This window comes from Clostridium sp. HMP27 (genome assembly GCF_000765165.1).
In the GTDB taxonomy this organism is placed as follows: domain Bacteria; phylum Bacillota; class Clostridia; order Clostridiales; family Clostridiaceae; genus Clostridium_AK.
The window spans coordinates 91,631-108,352 of record NZ_JMFY01000034.1; the positions used below are offsets into that span (position 1 = coordinate 91,631).

A 16,722-nucleotide genomic window follows, 5' to 3' on the forward strand; every position below is an offset into this window, starting at 1 on the left:
AAATAAAAGGGGATATTATGAATTTAGATGATTTTATGGAGGAATACAAGAAAATTTCACTTGAAATTAAGAAAAGTTTGGATAATGATGATTTAGATTCTTTAGAGATTTTACTAGAAGGAAGAGAAAAAGTTATAGAAAGCTTGGATATAGACAGCTTTGATAGAGAAGAATTAAAAAAAATATATGAAAAGTATGAGATTTACGAATTAGACCAATTAATATTTGAAGAAATAAAATTACAAAAAAATCAAATGCGTAACAAGATATTTGAAGTTGAAAAGCAAAAAAAGATGAGAAAAGGATATAACAATTTAAATGCAAAAGCTGTATTCTTAACAAAAGAAATTTAACTATAATTTAACTATAATTTAACTATAAATGAAAAATAATATTTTATAAAAATTAATAAAAAAACTATAAAGCTAAAGAATAATAGTACGATATAAATAATGTAATTAATATTAATGATAAAAATAGTTAACTAGTTAGCTAGCCTAAAAGGCTTTCTATAAATAAAATATTGTGAGCAAGGAAGCTCACGTAAAACTCAAGGAGGAATAAAAAATGATAATTAATCACAACATGAATGCAATGAATTCACAGAGACAAATGGGAGTAAATCTAGTAAGTGCTGGAAAATCAATGGAAAAGTTAAGCTCAGGTTTAAGAATAAACAGAGCAGGAGATGACGCTGCAGGATTAGCAATTTCCGAAAAAATGAGAGGACAGATTAGAGGACTTGACCAAGCTTCAAGAAACTCACAGGATGCTATATCACTTATTCAAACAGCAGAAGGTTCATTAAATGAAACTCACTCAATTCTTCAGAGAATGAGAGAACTTGCAGTACAATCAAGAAACGATACAAACGTAACTCAAGATAGAACTGCTTTAAATGACGAATTTGTACAATTACAAGAGGAAATAACAAGAATAGGTAACCAAACAGAATTTAACACTCAAAAATTATTAGATGGAACATTTAGTGGAAAGACATTCCAAATCGGTGCTAATGAAGGACAGACTTTAACTTTATCTATAAAAACAATGACAGCAACAGGAATTGGTGTTGATGCAGCAAATGTTGATATTGCATCAGGGGCTGCTGCAAGTGATGCAATAAAGATTATTAACAGTGGAATAAACACAGTTTCAAAAGAAAGATCAAAGCTTGGAGCATTACAAAACAGATTAGAGCACACAATTACAAACTTAAATACATCATCTGAAAACTTACAGGCATCAGAATCAAGAATTAGAGACGTAGATATGGCTAAAGAAATGATGAGCTTTAGCAAGAATAACATACTACAACAGGCTGCACAGGCAATGCTTGCACAAGCTAACCAACAGCCACAAGGTGTTCTTCAATTATTAAGATAATTAGATTTTAAAAGGCAGGGCTTTATTTAAAGTCCTGTCTTTTGTTGTATTTAAAATTAAAGAAATTCCATATGCATACGATATTATTATTAGTAATTTAATTGAGAAAATCTTGGAGGGGAAAATGAATCCAATAACTGAATATATATTGAAAAATTTAAAATTAGATAGTATAGAAGAATATCCAATTGAAAAAAGTAAAGATGGCAAAGATGTTATAAGAATATGTAAAGAAGAAAAGCAAATATATATAGGGAGTAAATACTCTGTTGATAGAGATATAGATAAATTATCGGAAGAGTTAAAAGATATAAATAATGAAACTATAATTATAATTTTTGGTCTAGGAACAGGAGAACATATATTAAAAATTTTGGGAAATACAAAATACAATAAAATAGTAGTTTTTGAACCAAATTTATCTATAATAAAAACTTACATGAATATAGATTATTCTAAAAAAATTTTAGAGAATGAAAGATTCATTTTAACCAATTATACTAAAAAGAGATGTAGGGAAGTATTAGATAATGTAATAACAGAAACTGAAGCTAATAATGTAAAAGTATTAAACTATGCCAATTATAATCAAATTTTTAATGAGGAATTTGAAGAGTTTTTTAAAGTATGCATTGATATAGTTGAAAAATGTAAAGTGAATATAAGTACAGAAATATACTTCTCTAAAAAGATGATAGAGGTATATTTAAATAACATGAAAAATCTTGTAAGTAGTAAGCCTATAAATTGTTATAAGAATGTAGCTAACAATATGAAAGTTGTGGTGGTTTCTGCAGGACCGTCCTTAAGTAAAAACATACATAAACTAAAATCAGTTCAAGATGAGTTTATTATCATATGTGGAGCTAGAACTTTAAAATCACTTTTAGATGTAGGAGTTACTCCTGACTATGTGTGTATAATAGATCCAGGTGATGTAAGTTTTGAATTTATAAAGGAATGTGAAAATAATAGTGCAACTATGGTTTATTGTGAAGTATCTAATTTTAAAACAGTAGACTCTTATAAAGGAAATAAAGTAATATTTAATGAAGCTAGCATTTTTGGAGATCTAACACACAAACTAACAAGAAATCATATAGATAGCTTATGGCATGGTGGCTCTGTGGCTCACACATGTATGAGCTTTGCTAGATATTTGGGATGTGATACTATTATATTCATAGGGCAAGATTTAGCTTATACTAATAATAAGCAGCATGATGAAAAAGCTGATTTTTATGGCAGTAATAATAAAAAAATAAAAGAGAATAGCGATAATATTTACGTAGAGGATATATATGGAAAAAAGGTTTTAACAAGTAAGGTACTTAATTTTTATAGGAAAAATTTTGAGGAATATATTAGTAGAGCTTCCAACATAGAGTTTATAAATGCCACTGAAGGAGGCGCAAATATTAAAGGAACTAAAGTAATGACTTTAGACCAAGTCATAGATAATTATAGTAAGGGAATGAAAAAGGGAATAGTTCCTTTGGAAGATTTTAAAGGATCTAATAAAGGAATAATAGTAGATAATTTAAAAGATATATATAAGCATTTAAAAAATACAGATAAAAAATGTAAAAAATACTTGGATATAATAAAAGATATTGAAAAGAAGAGCATAGCAATCAATGCTAAGATGATTAAACTATTACATAAAATAAAGTCTAATAATGAAAAAATAGAAAGTACAACAATATTAAATTCTCTTATAAATCCTACCTTAAATAGGGTAGTATCTAATCCTGAATATAGAGAAAACGAAAAAGATACAGATGAAGAAAAAATAAAAAAAATAATGGAACAAACAAAGATAGTTTATAATGAGGTAGTAGAGAGCATTAAATATTTGAACCCAATGTTGGACAATTTGATACATGAACTAGAGGAAGGAGAAAAAAATGAATAAGGAGAAAACAGAAGTTTTAAATACGGCTAAAGATTATATGGTTAACTTAAATAATGCCATAATAAAATCTGCAGAATATTTGCAAAGTGGTGATTGTTTTAATGGAACTAATTTGATTATAGACATTACAGATGGTTTAGAGTGGATAGTTCAACTCATAACCATAAGAAGTGACATATATGGAGATGAAATTAAAACTACTAGCTTAATACATAATATTAAAGAAATAGTAGGAGCTTTTGAGAATGAAGACTATATATTTATAGGAGACTTATTACAGTATGAAATCAGTCCAATAATTGAAGAATATTATGATAAAACATTATTATTGTTAGAAAAAATATTATAAATTGATAGGTGATATTTTAAATGAATTATTTAGAAAAAAGACTTGCAGAATATTTTAAAAAGAGGTTTTGTTGTTTTACTGGAAGTGGTACTACAGCTATATATTTAATTTTAAAGGCATTAAATCTTCAACAAAAAAAAATCCTATATCCTAGTATAAGTTGTATGGTACCGGTAAATGCAGCATTATATGCAGGATATGATGTAGTATTTTGTGATGTAAGCTTAAAAGATTATACTATGGATTTAAATGCTTTTGAAAATACAATAAATAAGTATGATATTGGAATAGTGGTTCCAACACATATATATGGACATATATGTGACATGAAAAAAATTTCAAGGATTGCACATGAAAAAGGAATTTTTATTCTAGAAGATGCAGCTCAAACTGTAAGTTTAAGTAATGACTCGGATGCATCTATAATGAGCTTTGGACATACCAAAATATTAGAAACTGAGAATGGTGGAGGAGCTATTTTTACAGATAATGAAAACTTGTATAATAAATTAAAAGAAGAAAAAGATTTGTTACCTAAAAAACCAAGAAATTTAGGAGGATTATTTGATGAATACAGAAAAAACTATTATTCAATTATGAACAATGAAAATAAAAGCGTTAATAAGTATAAAGAAATATATAATTTGCAGTTAAATAGTAAAGATGCTTTTATATATGATATGGATAATAATGAAGAGGTAATTGAACAGTTGGCCAATATAGAAGAAATAAAGAGGGAGAGAAATAAAAGGGCCAATTTATATGGGAGATATTTGCACAAATCTTTAATACACAAGGCTAAGTGTACTTATGAGATTTTATGGAGATATAGTTTTTTATATAAGGGTGATAGAGAACAATTATTATATAAGATTAGAGAAAAAGGGATAGATGTGAGTAGTTGGTATCCTGCTCTATATAAATTTTATTCACAACAAGAAGAGAAAGAGTTCTCTAATTCTCAAATTGTAGAGAAGCAAATAGTTAATTTGTGGGTTAATGAAAAATATTCGCAAGAAAAAATTTTGCATGATATACAAAGTATAAATTTTATAATGGGGGAAGGTAAATTTTATTATGACTAATATAGGATTTAAGAGAAAAGATAAGACAATGCATATAGCAGAGTCTTTTTATACATATAGGTTAGTGAACCCCCTATTGCCATATATATCAAAGACAGGTATAACTCCTAATATGATTACGATATTCAATATGATATTTTCTATATTCATATTTTATATGGCTTATAAATCCAATAATATAGTAGTCGGAATTTCTATTCAAATATATTTATTTCTAGATATATTAGATGGTAATTTAGCAAGATATAGAAATTTAAAAAGTTCTATAGGTGCAAAGCTAGATTATTTTAGTGATTTGATTTTTTATAATCTTGTATTTGTATTTATAGGAATTAATAAGGTTCAATGGTGGTATATTTTATCTGTAATTATAGTAATAAATTTATATGGTATTATTGCAACATATTATATAGTACCTGGATTAAGGAAGTTGAAAGTTATAAAAAGAAATAGTATCAAAAAATATTTTATGGATAGAGGTTATATAATAGGCATGGATTTAGGAACTATAGATATAATTTCCACTATTTTAATAATGTTAAATAAGATAAAATTTCTATTTATTATACTTATATTAGGTATTATTTTTGATATCTTTTGTAGAATTGTAGAATTAAAATATAATGAAAGACTAAAGGAGAATAATTAGGAGGATGTAGGTATGAATATAGCAATAATATTAGCTGGTGGTATAGGAAGTAGAATGGGAATAAAAGATATGCCTAAGCAATTTATTGATGTTTATGGGAAACCAATATTAGTGCATACTTTAGAAAGCTTCGACAGCAATATGAATATTGATAGCATATGCATTGTAACATTAAAAGATTATATTGAAGAGGTAAATATATTATTGAGAAAATTTGAAATCAATAAAGTGAAGTGGGTTATTGAAGGTGGAAGTAATAGACAAGAGTCAACATTAAAAGGATTGCAAGCTATCGAAAAGGATTGTAAAGAAGATGATATCATCGTAATACATGATTCCGTAAGGCCGCTTATTAGCCAAAGAATAATAGATGATAATATAAAATCTGCAAAAGAATTTGGTGCAGTAGATACTGTCATCCATACGAGTGATACTATAATAAGAAGTATAGACAATCAAAGCATAGATTCTGTACCAATTAGAAAAGAATTATTTTTAGGACAAACACCTCAAAGTTTTAAATTTTCCATAATAAAAGAAGCTCATGAATGTGCTATTAAAAATAAAATAGAAGATGCAACAGATGATTGTCAATTAGTTTTAAAAATGAATAAAAAAATACAGTTGGTTTTAGGTGAAAAACTTAATTTTAAGATAACATCTTTTGATGATTTAGCTATGCTAAAAGCTTTAATAAAGATAGGAAATGTTTAAAAGAACTTTGAAAATTTCATATAGCAAAATTTGTGGGGTGATATAGTGCTATCTAAAGGATTTAAAATATGTGAACCTATGAGGTTTGATATTTACATAGAAAATGTGTTGGCAAGAGAAGATGAAGTTATAGTGAAAATAGATGCAGCAGCAATATGTAAAGCAGATTTAAGATATTATTCAGGAAAAAGAGACAAGAGAGTATTAGATCTGAAGTATCCTATGAATTTACTACATGAAGCAGTAGGGACTGTAATAAAAGATAATTCTAATGAATTCAGCATAGGGGACAAGGTAGTATTGGTTCCCAATATAGCATCAAAACAATGCGGAAAGTGTAATTATAAGATTTGTGATAATAGAAATTTAGGACAAAACTATTGTCCAGATGCTAAATTTGCTTCTAGCAACTGCGATGGCTTTTCAAGAGAATATGTTAGTTATCCAGCAGGTAATGTAGTTTTGTTGCCTGAAAATTTAAAAAAAGAAATAGCAGTATTTTCTGAACTTGCATCCGTTGCATATTCCGTATATAGAAGAATTGATTTAAAAGATAATGACGTGGTGGCTATATTTGGAGATGGAACGCTATCTTATATATTATGTTGTGTTCTTAAGAAATTTTTTAAAGGCAAAATATTGGTTGTAGGAAAACATGAAGAAAAATTGAATCAGTTTCCTGTAGAAGATAAAATAATCTTGGAACATATAAATAAAATAGGCAATTTTGATATAGCTTATGAATGTGTTGGTGGAAATAAAATGGAGGAAGCCATAGACAGTATAGTAAATTATATAGCTCCAGGAGGAAAAGTTGTTCTAAATGGAGTAGCAGATAGTAATATTTCGATAAGCACAAGAAAAATATTAGAAAAAGGGTTAAGCTTTTATGGAGTAACTAGAAGCAATGTGGAAGATTTCAAAAAATCGGTTTTGCTTTTTGAGGATGAAAAATTTAGAACTCAGATTGAGAAACTAATTTTAAACATAAAAACTATAAATGATATTATAGATTTTTATAACGTTTTTGATTATGAATCCAAAAATAAACAATTAGGTAAAGTAGTTATGAATTTTAATTTTTGAAGAAATATCAAATAAATAATGTGTTTTTTTAAAGGAGAATTAAATGAATATAATAGAACAAGTAAAGAATGAAGAAAATGTATTTCTAAAATTTATATATAATATGTATAACAGCAATAAACCATTGATATTATTCGGAACAGGAAGTTATGGTAAAAAGGCATATCAATATTTAAGCGAAAAAGGTATCAATGTTAAGTATTTTTCTGATAATGACAATAAAAAATTAGGAAACAAATGTTGTGGTATAAATATATTGAGTATTCATAATATTAAAAAACAATTTTCGGATTTTAATGTGTTAATAACTAGTTCATTTTATAAACAAATAAGAGAAAAATTAATTGATGAAGATAAAATTAATAAAAACAATATATTTTATTTTTCCTCAGCTGTATATCAAGAGTTAGATAATATGTACTATGATTATAGCTTTGTATTGGATAACTTAAAAAAACTGAATGAAGTCTATAATTTATTGGAGGATGAAGAATCCAGATATATTTTTACTAACATAATAAATCATAGAATAAGTGCAAGAATAGACTATGTCGAAGAAATTAAAAATAGTGATATGTATTTTGATAAAAAAATTATAAATTTAAGTGGGAATGAAGTTTTTTTAGATGTTGGAGCGTATAATGGGGATACTTTATTAGATTTTATAAATGTTTCAAAAAAACAATATAAAAAGATAATTCTTATGGAGCCAGATAAAAATAATCATGGAAATATAGTTGAATTAATTAAGAATAATGGTTTTAAAAATGTAAGTTTATATAAGTTAGGAGCATATGATAAGGATGGATTTTTAAAATTTAGCGAAACTAATACAGATCGTTCAATGATAACTAATGAAGGAAGTGATTTAATACAAGTTACTGCTATAGATAATTTAAAGTTAAATGAAAAAATAACTTTTATAAAAATGGATATAGAGGGAGTAGAAAGAGAAGCTTTAATAGGGGCAACAGATACAATAACAAAGTGTAGACCTAAGTTAGCTATTAGTGCATATCATAAGAAACAGGATTTATTTGAGATACCTTTATTAATAAAAAAAATTTTACCTGAATATAAAATATATTTTAGACATTATACAGATTCAATATATGATACAGTATGTTATGCTGCTATATAAAAGCAATAAGGTATGTATATATCAAGGAGGAAGAATAAATGGATAAAAACATGCAAAATTTATGGCAAAGTCTACATAAGCAAAACAAGTTTAGGCCTAAATACCCATCAGAAATAGTAGTTCAATTTATTTTTAGAAATTTTAATAGAGATAGTAAAACAAAAGTATTAGATTTAGGATGCGGAGCAGGTAGGCATGTTTATTTTATGGCAAACGAAAATATAGATACTTATGGAACAGATATATCAAGGGATGGAATAGAGTATACAGAAATGATTCTAAAACAGCACCAACTAAATTCTAACTTAAAAGTTGCTTCTGTAGATAATATACCATTCGAAGATAACTATTTCGACGGTATATTATGTTATGGAGTTCTGTATTATTGCAGTATTAAAGAAATAAATGATTCAGCCAAAGAGATATTTAGAGTGCTAAAGCCAAATGGAAAAGCATTGATAGTAGTTAGAAATACAGATGATTATAGGTATGGGAAGGGTAAGGAAATAGATAAAAATACTTTTTTAATAGAAGAAAAAAACAATAAAAAGTGCGCCTTTAATGAGAATGGCATGAAAATGCATTTTTTTGAGAGAAGTGAGATCGAGGAACTATTCAAAAACTTTAGTAAAATAGAAATAGATGAAATTATGGAATCACACGAAAATGGGAAATATAGGGATTCGAATTTTGTAATTAATTTGACTAAGTAATAAATGTTTATTTTAAATATACATGAATATAAAAATTTATGTATGTTCTACTAATAGAAAAGAGGCAAAAGAATATGATTTTAAGTGGACATCAACCTAATTATTTACCATACCCAGGCCTTATTGGGAAGATAATGATGAGTGATAAGTTTATATATGTAACAAAGGTACAATATGAAAGAAAGAGTTGGCAAAATAGAAATAGAATAAAGACAGTAAGTGGTCCCATTTTTTTAACAGTTCCTACTTTAAAAAAGGGAAAGTTTGATCAATTAATATGTGATGTTAAAATTAATAATGATTTAAATTGGAGAAGAAAACATTTTAATGCAATAAAGATTAATTACAAAAATTCAAAGTTTTATAATACATATATTGATTTTTTTGAAGACCTATATAATAAGGAATGGGATAATATCTGTAATTTAGATATATATATTATTAATTATATTTTAAATGAATTGAAAATTAATACAGAATTGTTATATGATAAGGATTTTAATTTTAAAGGGAATAAAACAGAGTTTTTAGTAGATATGTGTAAAAAAACTGAATGTGATACATATATGTCCAATAAGGGAAGTGAAAATTATGTAGATTTAAATATATTTTCACAAAATAAACTGAATCATATATATATAAATTATATAGGAAAACAGTATGAGCAATGTTTTGAAAATTTTGTTTCGGATATGTCTATAGTAGACATGTTGTTTAATTGTGGGAAAATACAAACTAAGCAGATATTAGAGGATGCGACTAGTTATCAGATTAGTAAAATAAATTCTAGATTAGAATAGAGGCAATGTTTATGAATATTTGTATAAGAGCTGATGGTGGAAGTACTATTGGTATGGGACATATAATGAGAACTTTAGTAATTGCTAGAGAATTAAAGAAAAATCATAATGTGTTTTATGCTTGCAGAGTAGATAATCCTTTAAGTGATAAGTATGCATTAGGGATTAATAAAGTAAAATCAGATGGTTTTAAAGTAATATCTTTAGATGAAAAAACTTTGAAAAGTGAAATTAGAAACATAAAAGCAGATTGCATAATTACTGATAGTTATGATGTAGATGAAGAATATTTTAATATAATAAAACAAAATTTTAAAATAAGTGGTTGTTTAGATGATGAAAGGATTTGTAATTATTTTAATGTGGATTTTTTAATAAATCAAAACATCTATGCAAGGAATTTTGACTACAAAGTTAATTTAGATACAGAACTTATGCTAGGAAATAAATATATTATTTTAAGAGATGAATTTAGAAATTTAAAGAAAAAAGAAATTAAGAAGAATGTAAAAAATATAATGGTGACTGTTGGAGGTAGTGATAATAACAATTATACTGAAAATATAATAAAATCACTTAAAAAGCTTACTAATGTGATTTTATATGTAATTGTAGGACCAGCTTTTAATCATATAGAAAATTTAAAGCAGTATGAAAGTTATAATGTAAAATTATGTTTTAACGCAGATATGGCAAAGATTATGAAAGAATGTGATTTAGCAATAGCTTCCTGTGGAACAACTTTATACGAATTAGCAGCCGCAGGTACACCTACTATTGGAATAGTAGTAGCTGAAAATCAAGTATTAGCTGCGGAAACAATGGATTTCAAGGGTATTATTAAATCTTCTAATTTAGAAAATTTATATAACGATATAATTAATTTGACATATAAAGAGAGAAAAAAAATGAGTTATAAAGGACGTGATATAGTGGATGGAATGGGAGTAGATAGAATAGTTGAGTTTATAGAAGGAAGGTTATAAACACATGAATTTAGTTATAATACAAGCGCATATGGCTTCCACAAGGTTACCAGGAAAGGTAATGAAAACAATTCAAAATAAAGAGATTTTACTTCATGTTTATGAAAGATGCTTAAAGGCTAAAACTGCAGATAAAGTAGTTATAGCAACTAGTACAAATAAAGAAAATGATGAAATTGAACATTTTTGTAATAAACATAATATTGAGTGTTTTAGGGGTGCAGAAAGTGACGTCTTGGATAGATATTATCAATGTGCTAAACTATACAATCCGAATATAATAATAAGAGTAACTTCTGATTGTCCGATATTAGAACCCAAGTTAATAGATTATTGGGTAAACAATATGTTTATAGATGGGGTGGAATTTATAGAGGAAGAAAAAGAACTTTTCACTGGATTTGGACTAGACATATTTACATATCGTGCGTTGATTAAAATGAAAAAAAATGCCGTTACAGATAAGCAAAAGGAACATGTGGTAGGATATTATTATGATAATAAACATAAGTTTACACATAAAATATATCCATTAAGTGTTGAATTAAAATATTTATATAAAAATTATAGATTAACTATAGATACTAAAGAAGATTTTGATTTGATAAAAGAAATATATGATAAATTTTATATTGATGAGTATGTTGATTTAAAACAGGTTATGGATTACCTGGATAACAACAGAAGTTTATTAGAAATCAATAAAGGTATATGTCAAAAAAAATATAAATAAACAAGGCTTTTCTTGCAAATATTTTTCTAAAAGTATCTAGTAAAATAAATTCTTAAATTTATCTTACTAGATACTTTTAGAATTTTATATAGAATTCTAAAATATTTAAGTAGTCAATTAAAATTACGATAAATTAGTATATAAATTATGATAAGTGTTATAAGGAGAAAGTTATGAATAAATTTTTTAATATAAATAATATGAGAATTGGTGAAAATGAAAAAACTTTTATTATAGCTGAAATGTCAGCGAACCATCTTCAAAGTTTTGATAATGCAGTAAAAATTATTAAAGCAGCTAAATATGCCGGTGCAGACGCTATAAAACTTCAAACATACACTCCGGATACAATAACTTTAGACTGTAATAATGAATACTTTCAAATTAAACAAGGAACTATTTGGGATGGCACTACATTACATAAATTATATCAAAAGGCCTACACCCCTTGGGAATGGCAGCCTAAATTAAAGAAAATTGCTGAGAAAGAAGGACTAGTTTGTTTTTCATCTCCTTTTGATAATACTTCTGTAGACTTTTTAGAAGATATGAATGTACCAGCATATAAAATAGCTTCTTTCGAAGTAACGGATATTCCTTTTGTTGAATATATAGCATCCAAAGGAAAGCCTATAATAATGTCAACAGGTATATCGACCATTTCCGATATAGAAGAAGCTGTAAATGCTTGCAAGAGAGTTGGGAACAATCAAATAGCGATATTAAAGTGCACAAGTGCTTATCCAGCTCCTATAGAAGAATCAAATTTAAGAACTATTCCTAATATTGCTGAGACCTTTAATGTTATAACTGGGCTTTCAGATCACACTTTAGGAAGTGCAGTATCTGTAGCGGCTATAGCATTAGGAGCTAAAATAATAGAAAAGCATCTTACTTTAAGCAGGAAAGATGGTGGACCAGATGCAGCATTTTCCATGGAGCCTCATGAGTTTAAACAAATGGTTGATGATATAAGAAATGTGGAAAAAGCATTGGGAAAGATTAGCTATACACTTTCCGAAAAACAAAAAAATAGTAGGCAGCATTCAAGGTCGTTATTTGTAGTAAGAGATATAAAAGCAGGAGAAAGGTTTACTGAGGATAATATAAGAAGCATAAGGCCAGGTTTTGGTGTAAAAACTAAGTACATTAAAGATATCATAGGTAAAACAGCAAAAATAGATATAGGAAAAGGAAGTCCTATGGACTGGAAATTTGTAGAGTAAGGCGATATTAAATGTATTATTAAAAACGAAAGAAAATTTATTTAACTCAATTTATAGTACGAAAGCGTGTAGAACTTAGGCAAATGAATAATTAAGAATTTATAACGCAGTTTGGAGGAATAAAATGGGATATTATACAGGGAAAAAGATTTTAGTTATTGGTGGTACGGGAACTATAGGAAATGGACTTATTAAAGAACTATTAAATCAGGAGCCTTCTGTAATAAGAATATTAAGTAGAGATGAATATAAGCAGTTTATTATGGAAAATCAAATTGAAAATAAATCTAAGTTAAGATTTTTAATAGGTGATGTTAGAGATTACGACAGAGTAGATAGAGCTATGGATGAAATAGACGTAGTGTTTAATTTAGCGGCTATGAAACATGTGCCAGCCTGTGAATATAATCCTTCAGAAGCAATAAAGACTAATGTTATAGGAATGGAAAATGTAATTAAAGCTGCTCTACATCACGGGGTAGAAACTGTGATTTTTACAAGCTCTGATAAGGCAATAAATCCTACTAATTCCTATGGAGCTACTAAGCTTTTGGCTGAAAAATTAGTACAAGCAGCTAATTATAGTAAGGGAAAAGCTAAAACTAAGTTTGTTGCAGTTAGATTTGGAAATGTAATGGGCTCAAGAGGTTCTGTAATTCCACTTTTCAACAAACAGATTCGGGAGTTTAGAAAAATAACTGTTACAGATCCTAATATGACGAGATTTATGATGACTTTAAGTCAAGCTGTAAAACTTATCATGACTGCTGGTGATATTTCCATTGGTGGAGAGGTTTTTATATTAAAAATGCCAATAATAAAGTTACAGCATTTGGCAGAAGTTGTTGTTGAAGAGACAGCGAAGAGAACTAACATATCTTTAGAAAGCATAGATATACAAACCATTGGATTCAGAGCGGGAGAGCGTAAGTTTGAAGAGCTTATGACAAAAGAGGAATCAGAATTTGCATATGACTTAGGAGATATGTATGCTGTTGTATGCTCAGATTCTGCAAGAGGGTTAGAAGTATTCTATGAAAAATATAAAAAAGCAGAAGTAGAAAGTTATAATTCATCTGAAGGTGTACATATAACAAAAGAACAAGTTAGAGCTTTGCTAAAAGAGGATGGTTTTATTTAATTATTAGTTTCAATATTGTATTTCATTAAGAAAGTGGCTGGCTATTCCTAAGAAGATTATCTAAAGTGAATGATGCCCCTTTTGTTATGTTTAAAAGTATAAATTATTTAAGGATAACTTAAAAGCTACGAAAATATTAGTAACAAACAAATTATATACTTTGATTAGTTTTGAAAGGTAATTATTAAGATTATATTTAAGGAGAGATTATTGGTATGAATATATTAGTAACAGGCGGAGCAGGATTTATAGGTAGATGGGTAATAAAAAGATTATTAAAAGATGGACATAATGTTTTAGCATTAGACAACTTATCTAATGGAATGTTTGAAAATGTAGAGGAATTTAAAAGTAATAGTAGCTTTAAATTTATAGAAGGTGATATAAAAGATGAAAAAGTTCTTGATGAGGTATTTAAAGAAAAGTTTGATATAATATATCACCTTGCAGCATCTATAAATGTTCAAGATAGTATAGATGACCCAAGAACTACTTTTTTTAACGATACTGTAGGAACTTTTAATATACTTGAAAAAGCTAAAATTCAGATGTTTGGTAAAAATACAAAAATGGATGGAGAGGAATGGGCAATAGATAAAAATGAAGATACACATCCTTGTAAAGTTGTGTTTATGAGCACCTGTATGGTTTATGATAAAGCAGGGGAAAAGGGGATAGATGAATTTCATCCAACAAAACCGGTGTCACCATACGGTGGAGCTAAAATAGCAGCTGAAAATATGGTGCTTTCATATTATAATGCCTATAAGCTTCCAACTGTAGTAATAAGACCTTTTAATACCTATGGACCTTTTCAAAAAACTGGTGGAGAAGGTGGAGTAGTAGCTATATTTATAAAAAATGCTTTAAATAATAAAACGCTAAATATATATGGTACAGGAGATCAAACAAGAGACCTACTTTACGTAGAAGATTGTGCAAGATTCGTCGCTATGGCAGGATACTCAAATAAAGTTGATGGAGAAATAGTAAATGCAGGAACTGGAAGGGATGTAACTATAAATGGACTTGCTAATATTATTTCTAAAGGTAGAGTAGAGATTGAACATATAAAACATATTCACCCTCAAAGTGAAATAATGAAATTAAAATGTAATTATAAAAAAGCAAATGATCTTTTAGGTTGGAGTCCTCAATATACATTAGAAGAAGGTATAAATGAGACAGAATGTTGGATAAAAACGTTAATTAAAAAATAGCTATAAGAGCAGATGATGAAAATAAAATAGGTATAGGAAATGTAGTATAGACATTGGTTTTAGCTAAAAGGTTAGCTAAAACCAATGATGTTTTTTATATTTGTAAAATCTATCAGAAATTAACTGATAAATATAAATTAGAAAGTTTTAATGTAATAGCAATTAATTATAACAATGAGAAAATATCTAAATTAAACAATAGAGAATTAACGATTAATAAACAAAAAAACGTTAATAAAAATAGAATAGAAAAATTAGCAATAAAAATATTAAGATAAGAAAAAAGTAAAGAGGATAATTTTAAAATAAAAATGTGTGGGAATGCTTTGGGAGAAATATATAAATGAATAAAAAAAGAAAAATAGAGGTTCTTGAATCTAAAGATAACAATTATTCTTTAAAAATAGATTATAAATTTGTATATAGTAAGTTTTATCCTTTAAAAGACGCGGAGAAGTTTATAGTAAGCAATGAAGAGTTAATTTTAAATAAAAAATATATTGTTATGTATGGATTAGGTCTTGGATATCATGCAATGGAGATACTAAGGAGAATATCGTTAGATTCTCAAGTATTCATATTTGATTTAGATATGGAAATATATGATATAGCAAATAAGTATAATCTCTTAGAAAAGATAAAAGTAGATAATAGAGTGAAAATCATATTAGGCAATAATGAAGACTTTTATGAAGAATTTAAAAACAAACTTTCTTTAGTAGAAGACATTATAATTTATGACCCATTATTAGATGCTTTGGAAGATAAATATAGTAGTTTTAAGGAAGCTATAAAAAGTTACAAGATATCTAAAATTAACTTGAAAAGATTTGAACCCATTATGAAGGAAAATGAAGAAGCAAATATAAAAAACAACTATAAAACCATAGGAAAATTTCTTGAAAATTTTAAATTAGAAAATAAACCTGTAGTAATTGCATCAGCGGGACCTTCATTGGAAAAGGATTTAAATATAATTAAAGAAAAAAGAAAATATATTAAAGTATTTGCAGTGGGAAGAACATTAGATATTTTAATGAAAAATGGAATAAAGCCAGATGCAATTACTATATTAGATGCAGGAGAGATAGTTTATGATCAGATAAAAGGTTATGAAGATTTAGATATACCACTCTGTTTTTTATCTACAGGTTCCAGATGGGCAGTGGAAGCCTATAAAGGACCTAAATATATGTTTTTTAATAAAGGGTGTAATTACAACAAAGAAAATATTGTAGTGGAAACCGGCAAAACTGTAGCTATTCCTACTATAGATTTAGCTATAAAGGTTGGGGCAGATAAAGTAATTTTATGCGGGCAAGATATGGCTTTTCTAGATAATAAATTTCATGCTGGGGATAGTGAAAATATTAAAAAAAATAATTTTTATCAAAAGGTATTAGGTATAGATGGAACTTATTTAAGTACTACATCTGGTATGTTAGAATTCAAAAAAGGCATAGAAAGACTTATAGAAAAAAATAAGAATGTAAAATTTATTAACTCAAGTAAAGGAGCTAAAATAAGAGGAACTATAGAAATGGATTTAGAAAATTTATTATAAGATTAGTTTGTGAT

17 protein-coding genes are annotated in these 16,722 nt (G+C 27.1%); all 17 read left to right on the plus strand.

The window, feature by feature from the left end; all coding sequences use genetic code 11:
• The first annotated feature begins 17 nt into the window (after window positions 1-17).
• Window positions 18-353, plus strand: coding sequence for a flagellar protein FliT (locus tag DP68_RS14625; protein ID WP_035310768.1), 336 nt, complete (start codon window positions 18-20; stop codon window positions 351-353).
• Between the two features lie 214 nt (window positions 354-567).
• Window positions 568-1,386: a flagellin gene (locus DP68_RS14630; protein WP_035310770.1), complete on the plus strand. Its 819-nt coding sequence runs from the start codon at window positions 568-570 to the stop codon at window positions 1,384-1,386.
• 124 nt (window positions 1,387-1,510) lie between these two features.
• A complete protein-coding gene (locus tag DP68_RS14635) occupies window positions 1,511-3,301 on the plus strand; it encodes a 6-hydroxymethylpterin diphosphokinase MptE-like protein (protein ID WP_052085828.1) in 1,791 nt (596 codons plus the stop codon).
• Window positions 3,294-3,650, plus strand: coding sequence for a hypothetical protein (locus DP68_RS14640; protein WP_035310771.1), 357 nt, complete (start codon window positions 3,294-3,296; stop codon window positions 3,648-3,650). The genes DP68_RS14635 and DP68_RS14640 overlap by 8 nt, the downstream gene beginning before the upstream one ends.
• 20 nt (window positions 3,651-3,670) lie before the next feature.
• Entirely contained in the window at window positions 3,671-4,735 is a 1,065-nt protein-coding gene (locus DP68_RS14645; RefSeq protein ID WP_035310773.1) for an aminotransferase class V-fold PLP-dependent enzyme, read from the plus strand.
• Window positions 4,728-5,384, plus strand: a complete 657-nt coding sequence (locus DP68_RS14650) for a CDP-alcohol phosphatidyltransferase family protein (protein ID WP_035310775.1) — start codon at window positions 4,728-4,730, stop codon at window positions 5,382-5,384. The genes DP68_RS14645 and DP68_RS14650 overlap by 8 nt, the downstream gene beginning before the upstream one ends.
• 12 nt (window positions 5,385-5,396) lie before the next feature.
• Entirely contained in the window at window positions 5,397-6,098 is a 702-nt protein-coding gene (locus DP68_RS14655; RefSeq protein WP_035310777.1) for an IspD/TarI family cytidylyltransferase, read from the plus strand.
• 45 nt (window positions 6,099-6,143) lie between these two features.
• Window positions 6,144-7,184 carry an alcohol dehydrogenase catalytic domain-containing protein gene (locus tag DP68_RS14660; RefSeq protein WP_035310778.1) on the plus strand — a complete coding sequence of 347 codons (1,041 nt, stop codon included), beginning with the start codon at window positions 6,144-6,146 and terminating at the stop codon, window positions 7,182-7,184.
• A gap of 43 nt (window positions 7,185-7,227) precedes the next feature.
• Entirely contained in the window at window positions 7,228-8,325 is a 1,098-nt protein-coding gene (locus DP68_RS14665; protein ID WP_035310780.1) for an FkbM family methyltransferase, read from the plus strand.
• 38 nt (window positions 8,326-8,363) lie between these two features.
• Window positions 8,364-9,038 carry a class I SAM-dependent methyltransferase gene (locus tag DP68_RS14670; protein ID WP_035310781.1) on the plus strand — a complete coding sequence of 225 codons (675 nt, stop codon included), beginning with the start codon at window positions 8,364-8,366 and terminating at the stop codon, window positions 9,036-9,038.
• 74 nt (window positions 9,039-9,112) lie between these two features.
• Window positions 9,113-9,838 (plus strand): WbqC family protein, encoded by a 726-nt coding sequence (locus DP68_RS14675; protein WP_035310784.1) that lies wholly within the window; start codon window positions 9,113-9,115, stop codon window positions 9,836-9,838.
• Between the two features lie 11 nt (window positions 9,839-9,849).
• Window positions 9,850-10,824 (plus strand): UDP-2,4-diacetamido-2,4,6-trideoxy-beta-L-altropyranose hydrolase, encoded by a 975-nt coding sequence (pseG, locus tag DP68_RS14680; RefSeq protein ID WP_035310786.1) that lies wholly within the window; start codon window positions 9,850-9,852, stop codon window positions 10,822-10,824.
• A gap of 4 nt (window positions 10,825-10,828) precedes the next feature.
• Entirely contained in the window at window positions 10,829-11,557 is a 729-nt protein-coding gene (locus DP68_RS14685) for a glycosyltransferase family protein (RefSeq protein ID WP_035310788.1), read from the plus strand.
• Between the two features lie 173 nt (window positions 11,558-11,730).
• Entirely contained in the window at window positions 11,731-12,783 is a 1,053-nt protein-coding gene (pseI, locus tag DP68_RS14690) for a pseudaminic acid synthase (protein WP_035310789.1), read from the plus strand.
• Window positions 12,784-12,907: 124 nt separating this feature from the next.
• A complete protein-coding gene (locus tag DP68_RS14695; RefSeq protein WP_035310791.1) occupies window positions 12,908-13,924 on the plus strand; it encodes an SDR family NAD(P)-dependent oxidoreductase in 1,017 nt (338 codons plus the stop codon).
• Window positions 13,925-14,139: 215 nt separating this feature from the next.
• On the plus strand, window positions 14,140-15,144 hold the full coding sequence (locus DP68_RS14700; RefSeq protein WP_035310793.1) for an SDR family NAD(P)-dependent oxidoreductase: 1,005 nt from the start codon (window positions 14,140-14,142) through the stop codon (window positions 15,142-15,144).
• 343 nt (window positions 15,145-15,487) lie between these two features.
• Complete coding sequence (locus DP68_RS14710; RefSeq protein ID WP_035310797.1) at window positions 15,488-16,708, plus strand: 6-hydroxymethylpterin diphosphokinase MptE-like protein; 1,221 nt, start codon at window positions 15,488-15,490, stop codon at window positions 16,706-16,708.
• Window positions 16,709-16,722: the final 14 nt, after the last annotated feature.

What these genes read in the sequence shown, in the direction of transcription:
- DP68_RS14645 (WP_035310773.1), top strand. Translation starts at nt 3,671, where the DNA reads ATGAATTATTTAGAAAAAAGACTTGCAGAATATTTTAAAAAGAGGTTT.
- DP68_RS14655 (WP_035310777.1), top strand. Translation starts at nt 5,397, where the DNA reads ATGAATATAGCAATAATATTAGCTGGTGGTATAGGAAGTAGAATGGGA.
- DP68_RS14685 (WP_035310788.1), top strand. Translation starts at nt 10,829, where the DNA reads ATGAATTTAGTTATAATACAAGCGCATATGGCTTCCACAAGGTTACCA.
- DP68_RS14630 (WP_035310770.1), top strand. Translation starts at nt 568, where the DNA reads ATGATAATTAATCACAACATGAATGCAATGAATTCACAGAGACAAATG.
- DP68_RS14675 (WP_035310784.1), top strand. Translation starts at nt 9,113, where the DNA reads ATGATTTTAAGTGGACATCAACCTAATTATTTACCATACCCAGGCCTT.
- DP68_RS14650 (WP_035310775.1), top strand. Translation starts at nt 4,728, where the DNA reads ATGACTAATATAGGATTTAAGAGAAAAGATAAGACAATGCATATAGCA.
- DP68_RS14710 (WP_035310797.1), top strand. Translation starts at nt 15,488, where the DNA reads ATGAATAAAAAAAGAAAAATAGAGGTTCTTGAATCTAAAGATAACAAT.
- DP68_RS14665 (WP_035310780.1), top strand. Translation starts at nt 7,228, where the DNA reads ATGAATATAATAGAACAAGTAAAGAATGAAGAAAATGTATTTCTAAAA.
- DP68_RS14695 (WP_035310791.1), top strand. Translation starts at nt 12,908, where the DNA reads ATGGGATATTATACAGGGAAAAAGATTTTAGTTATTGGTGGTACGGGA.
- DP68_RS14700 (WP_035310793.1), top strand. Translation starts at nt 14,140, where the DNA reads ATGAATATATTAGTAACAGGCGGAGCAGGATTTATAGGTAGATGGGTA.
- DP68_RS14670 (WP_035310781.1), top strand. Translation starts at nt 8,364, where the DNA reads ATGGATAAAAACATGCAAAATTTATGGCAAAGTCTACATAAGCAAAAC.
- DP68_RS14640 (WP_035310771.1), top strand. Translation starts at nt 3,294, where the DNA reads ATGAATAAGGAGAAAACAGAAGTTTTAAATACGGCTAAAGATTATATG.
- pseG (WP_035310786.1), top strand. Translation starts at nt 9,850, where the DNA reads ATGAATATTTGTATAAGAGCTGATGGTGGAAGTACTATTGGTATGGGA.
- pseI (WP_035310789.1), top strand. Translation starts at nt 11,731, where the DNA reads ATGAATAAATTTTTTAATATAAATAATATGAGAATTGGTGAAAATGAA.
- DP68_RS14625 (WP_035310768.1), top strand. Translation starts at nt 18, where the DNA reads ATGAATTTAGATGATTTTATGGAGGAATACAAGAAAATTTCACTTGAA.
- DP68_RS14635 (WP_052085828.1), top strand. Translation starts at nt 1,511, where the DNA reads ATGAATCCAATAACTGAATATATATTGAAAAATTTAAAATTAGATAGT.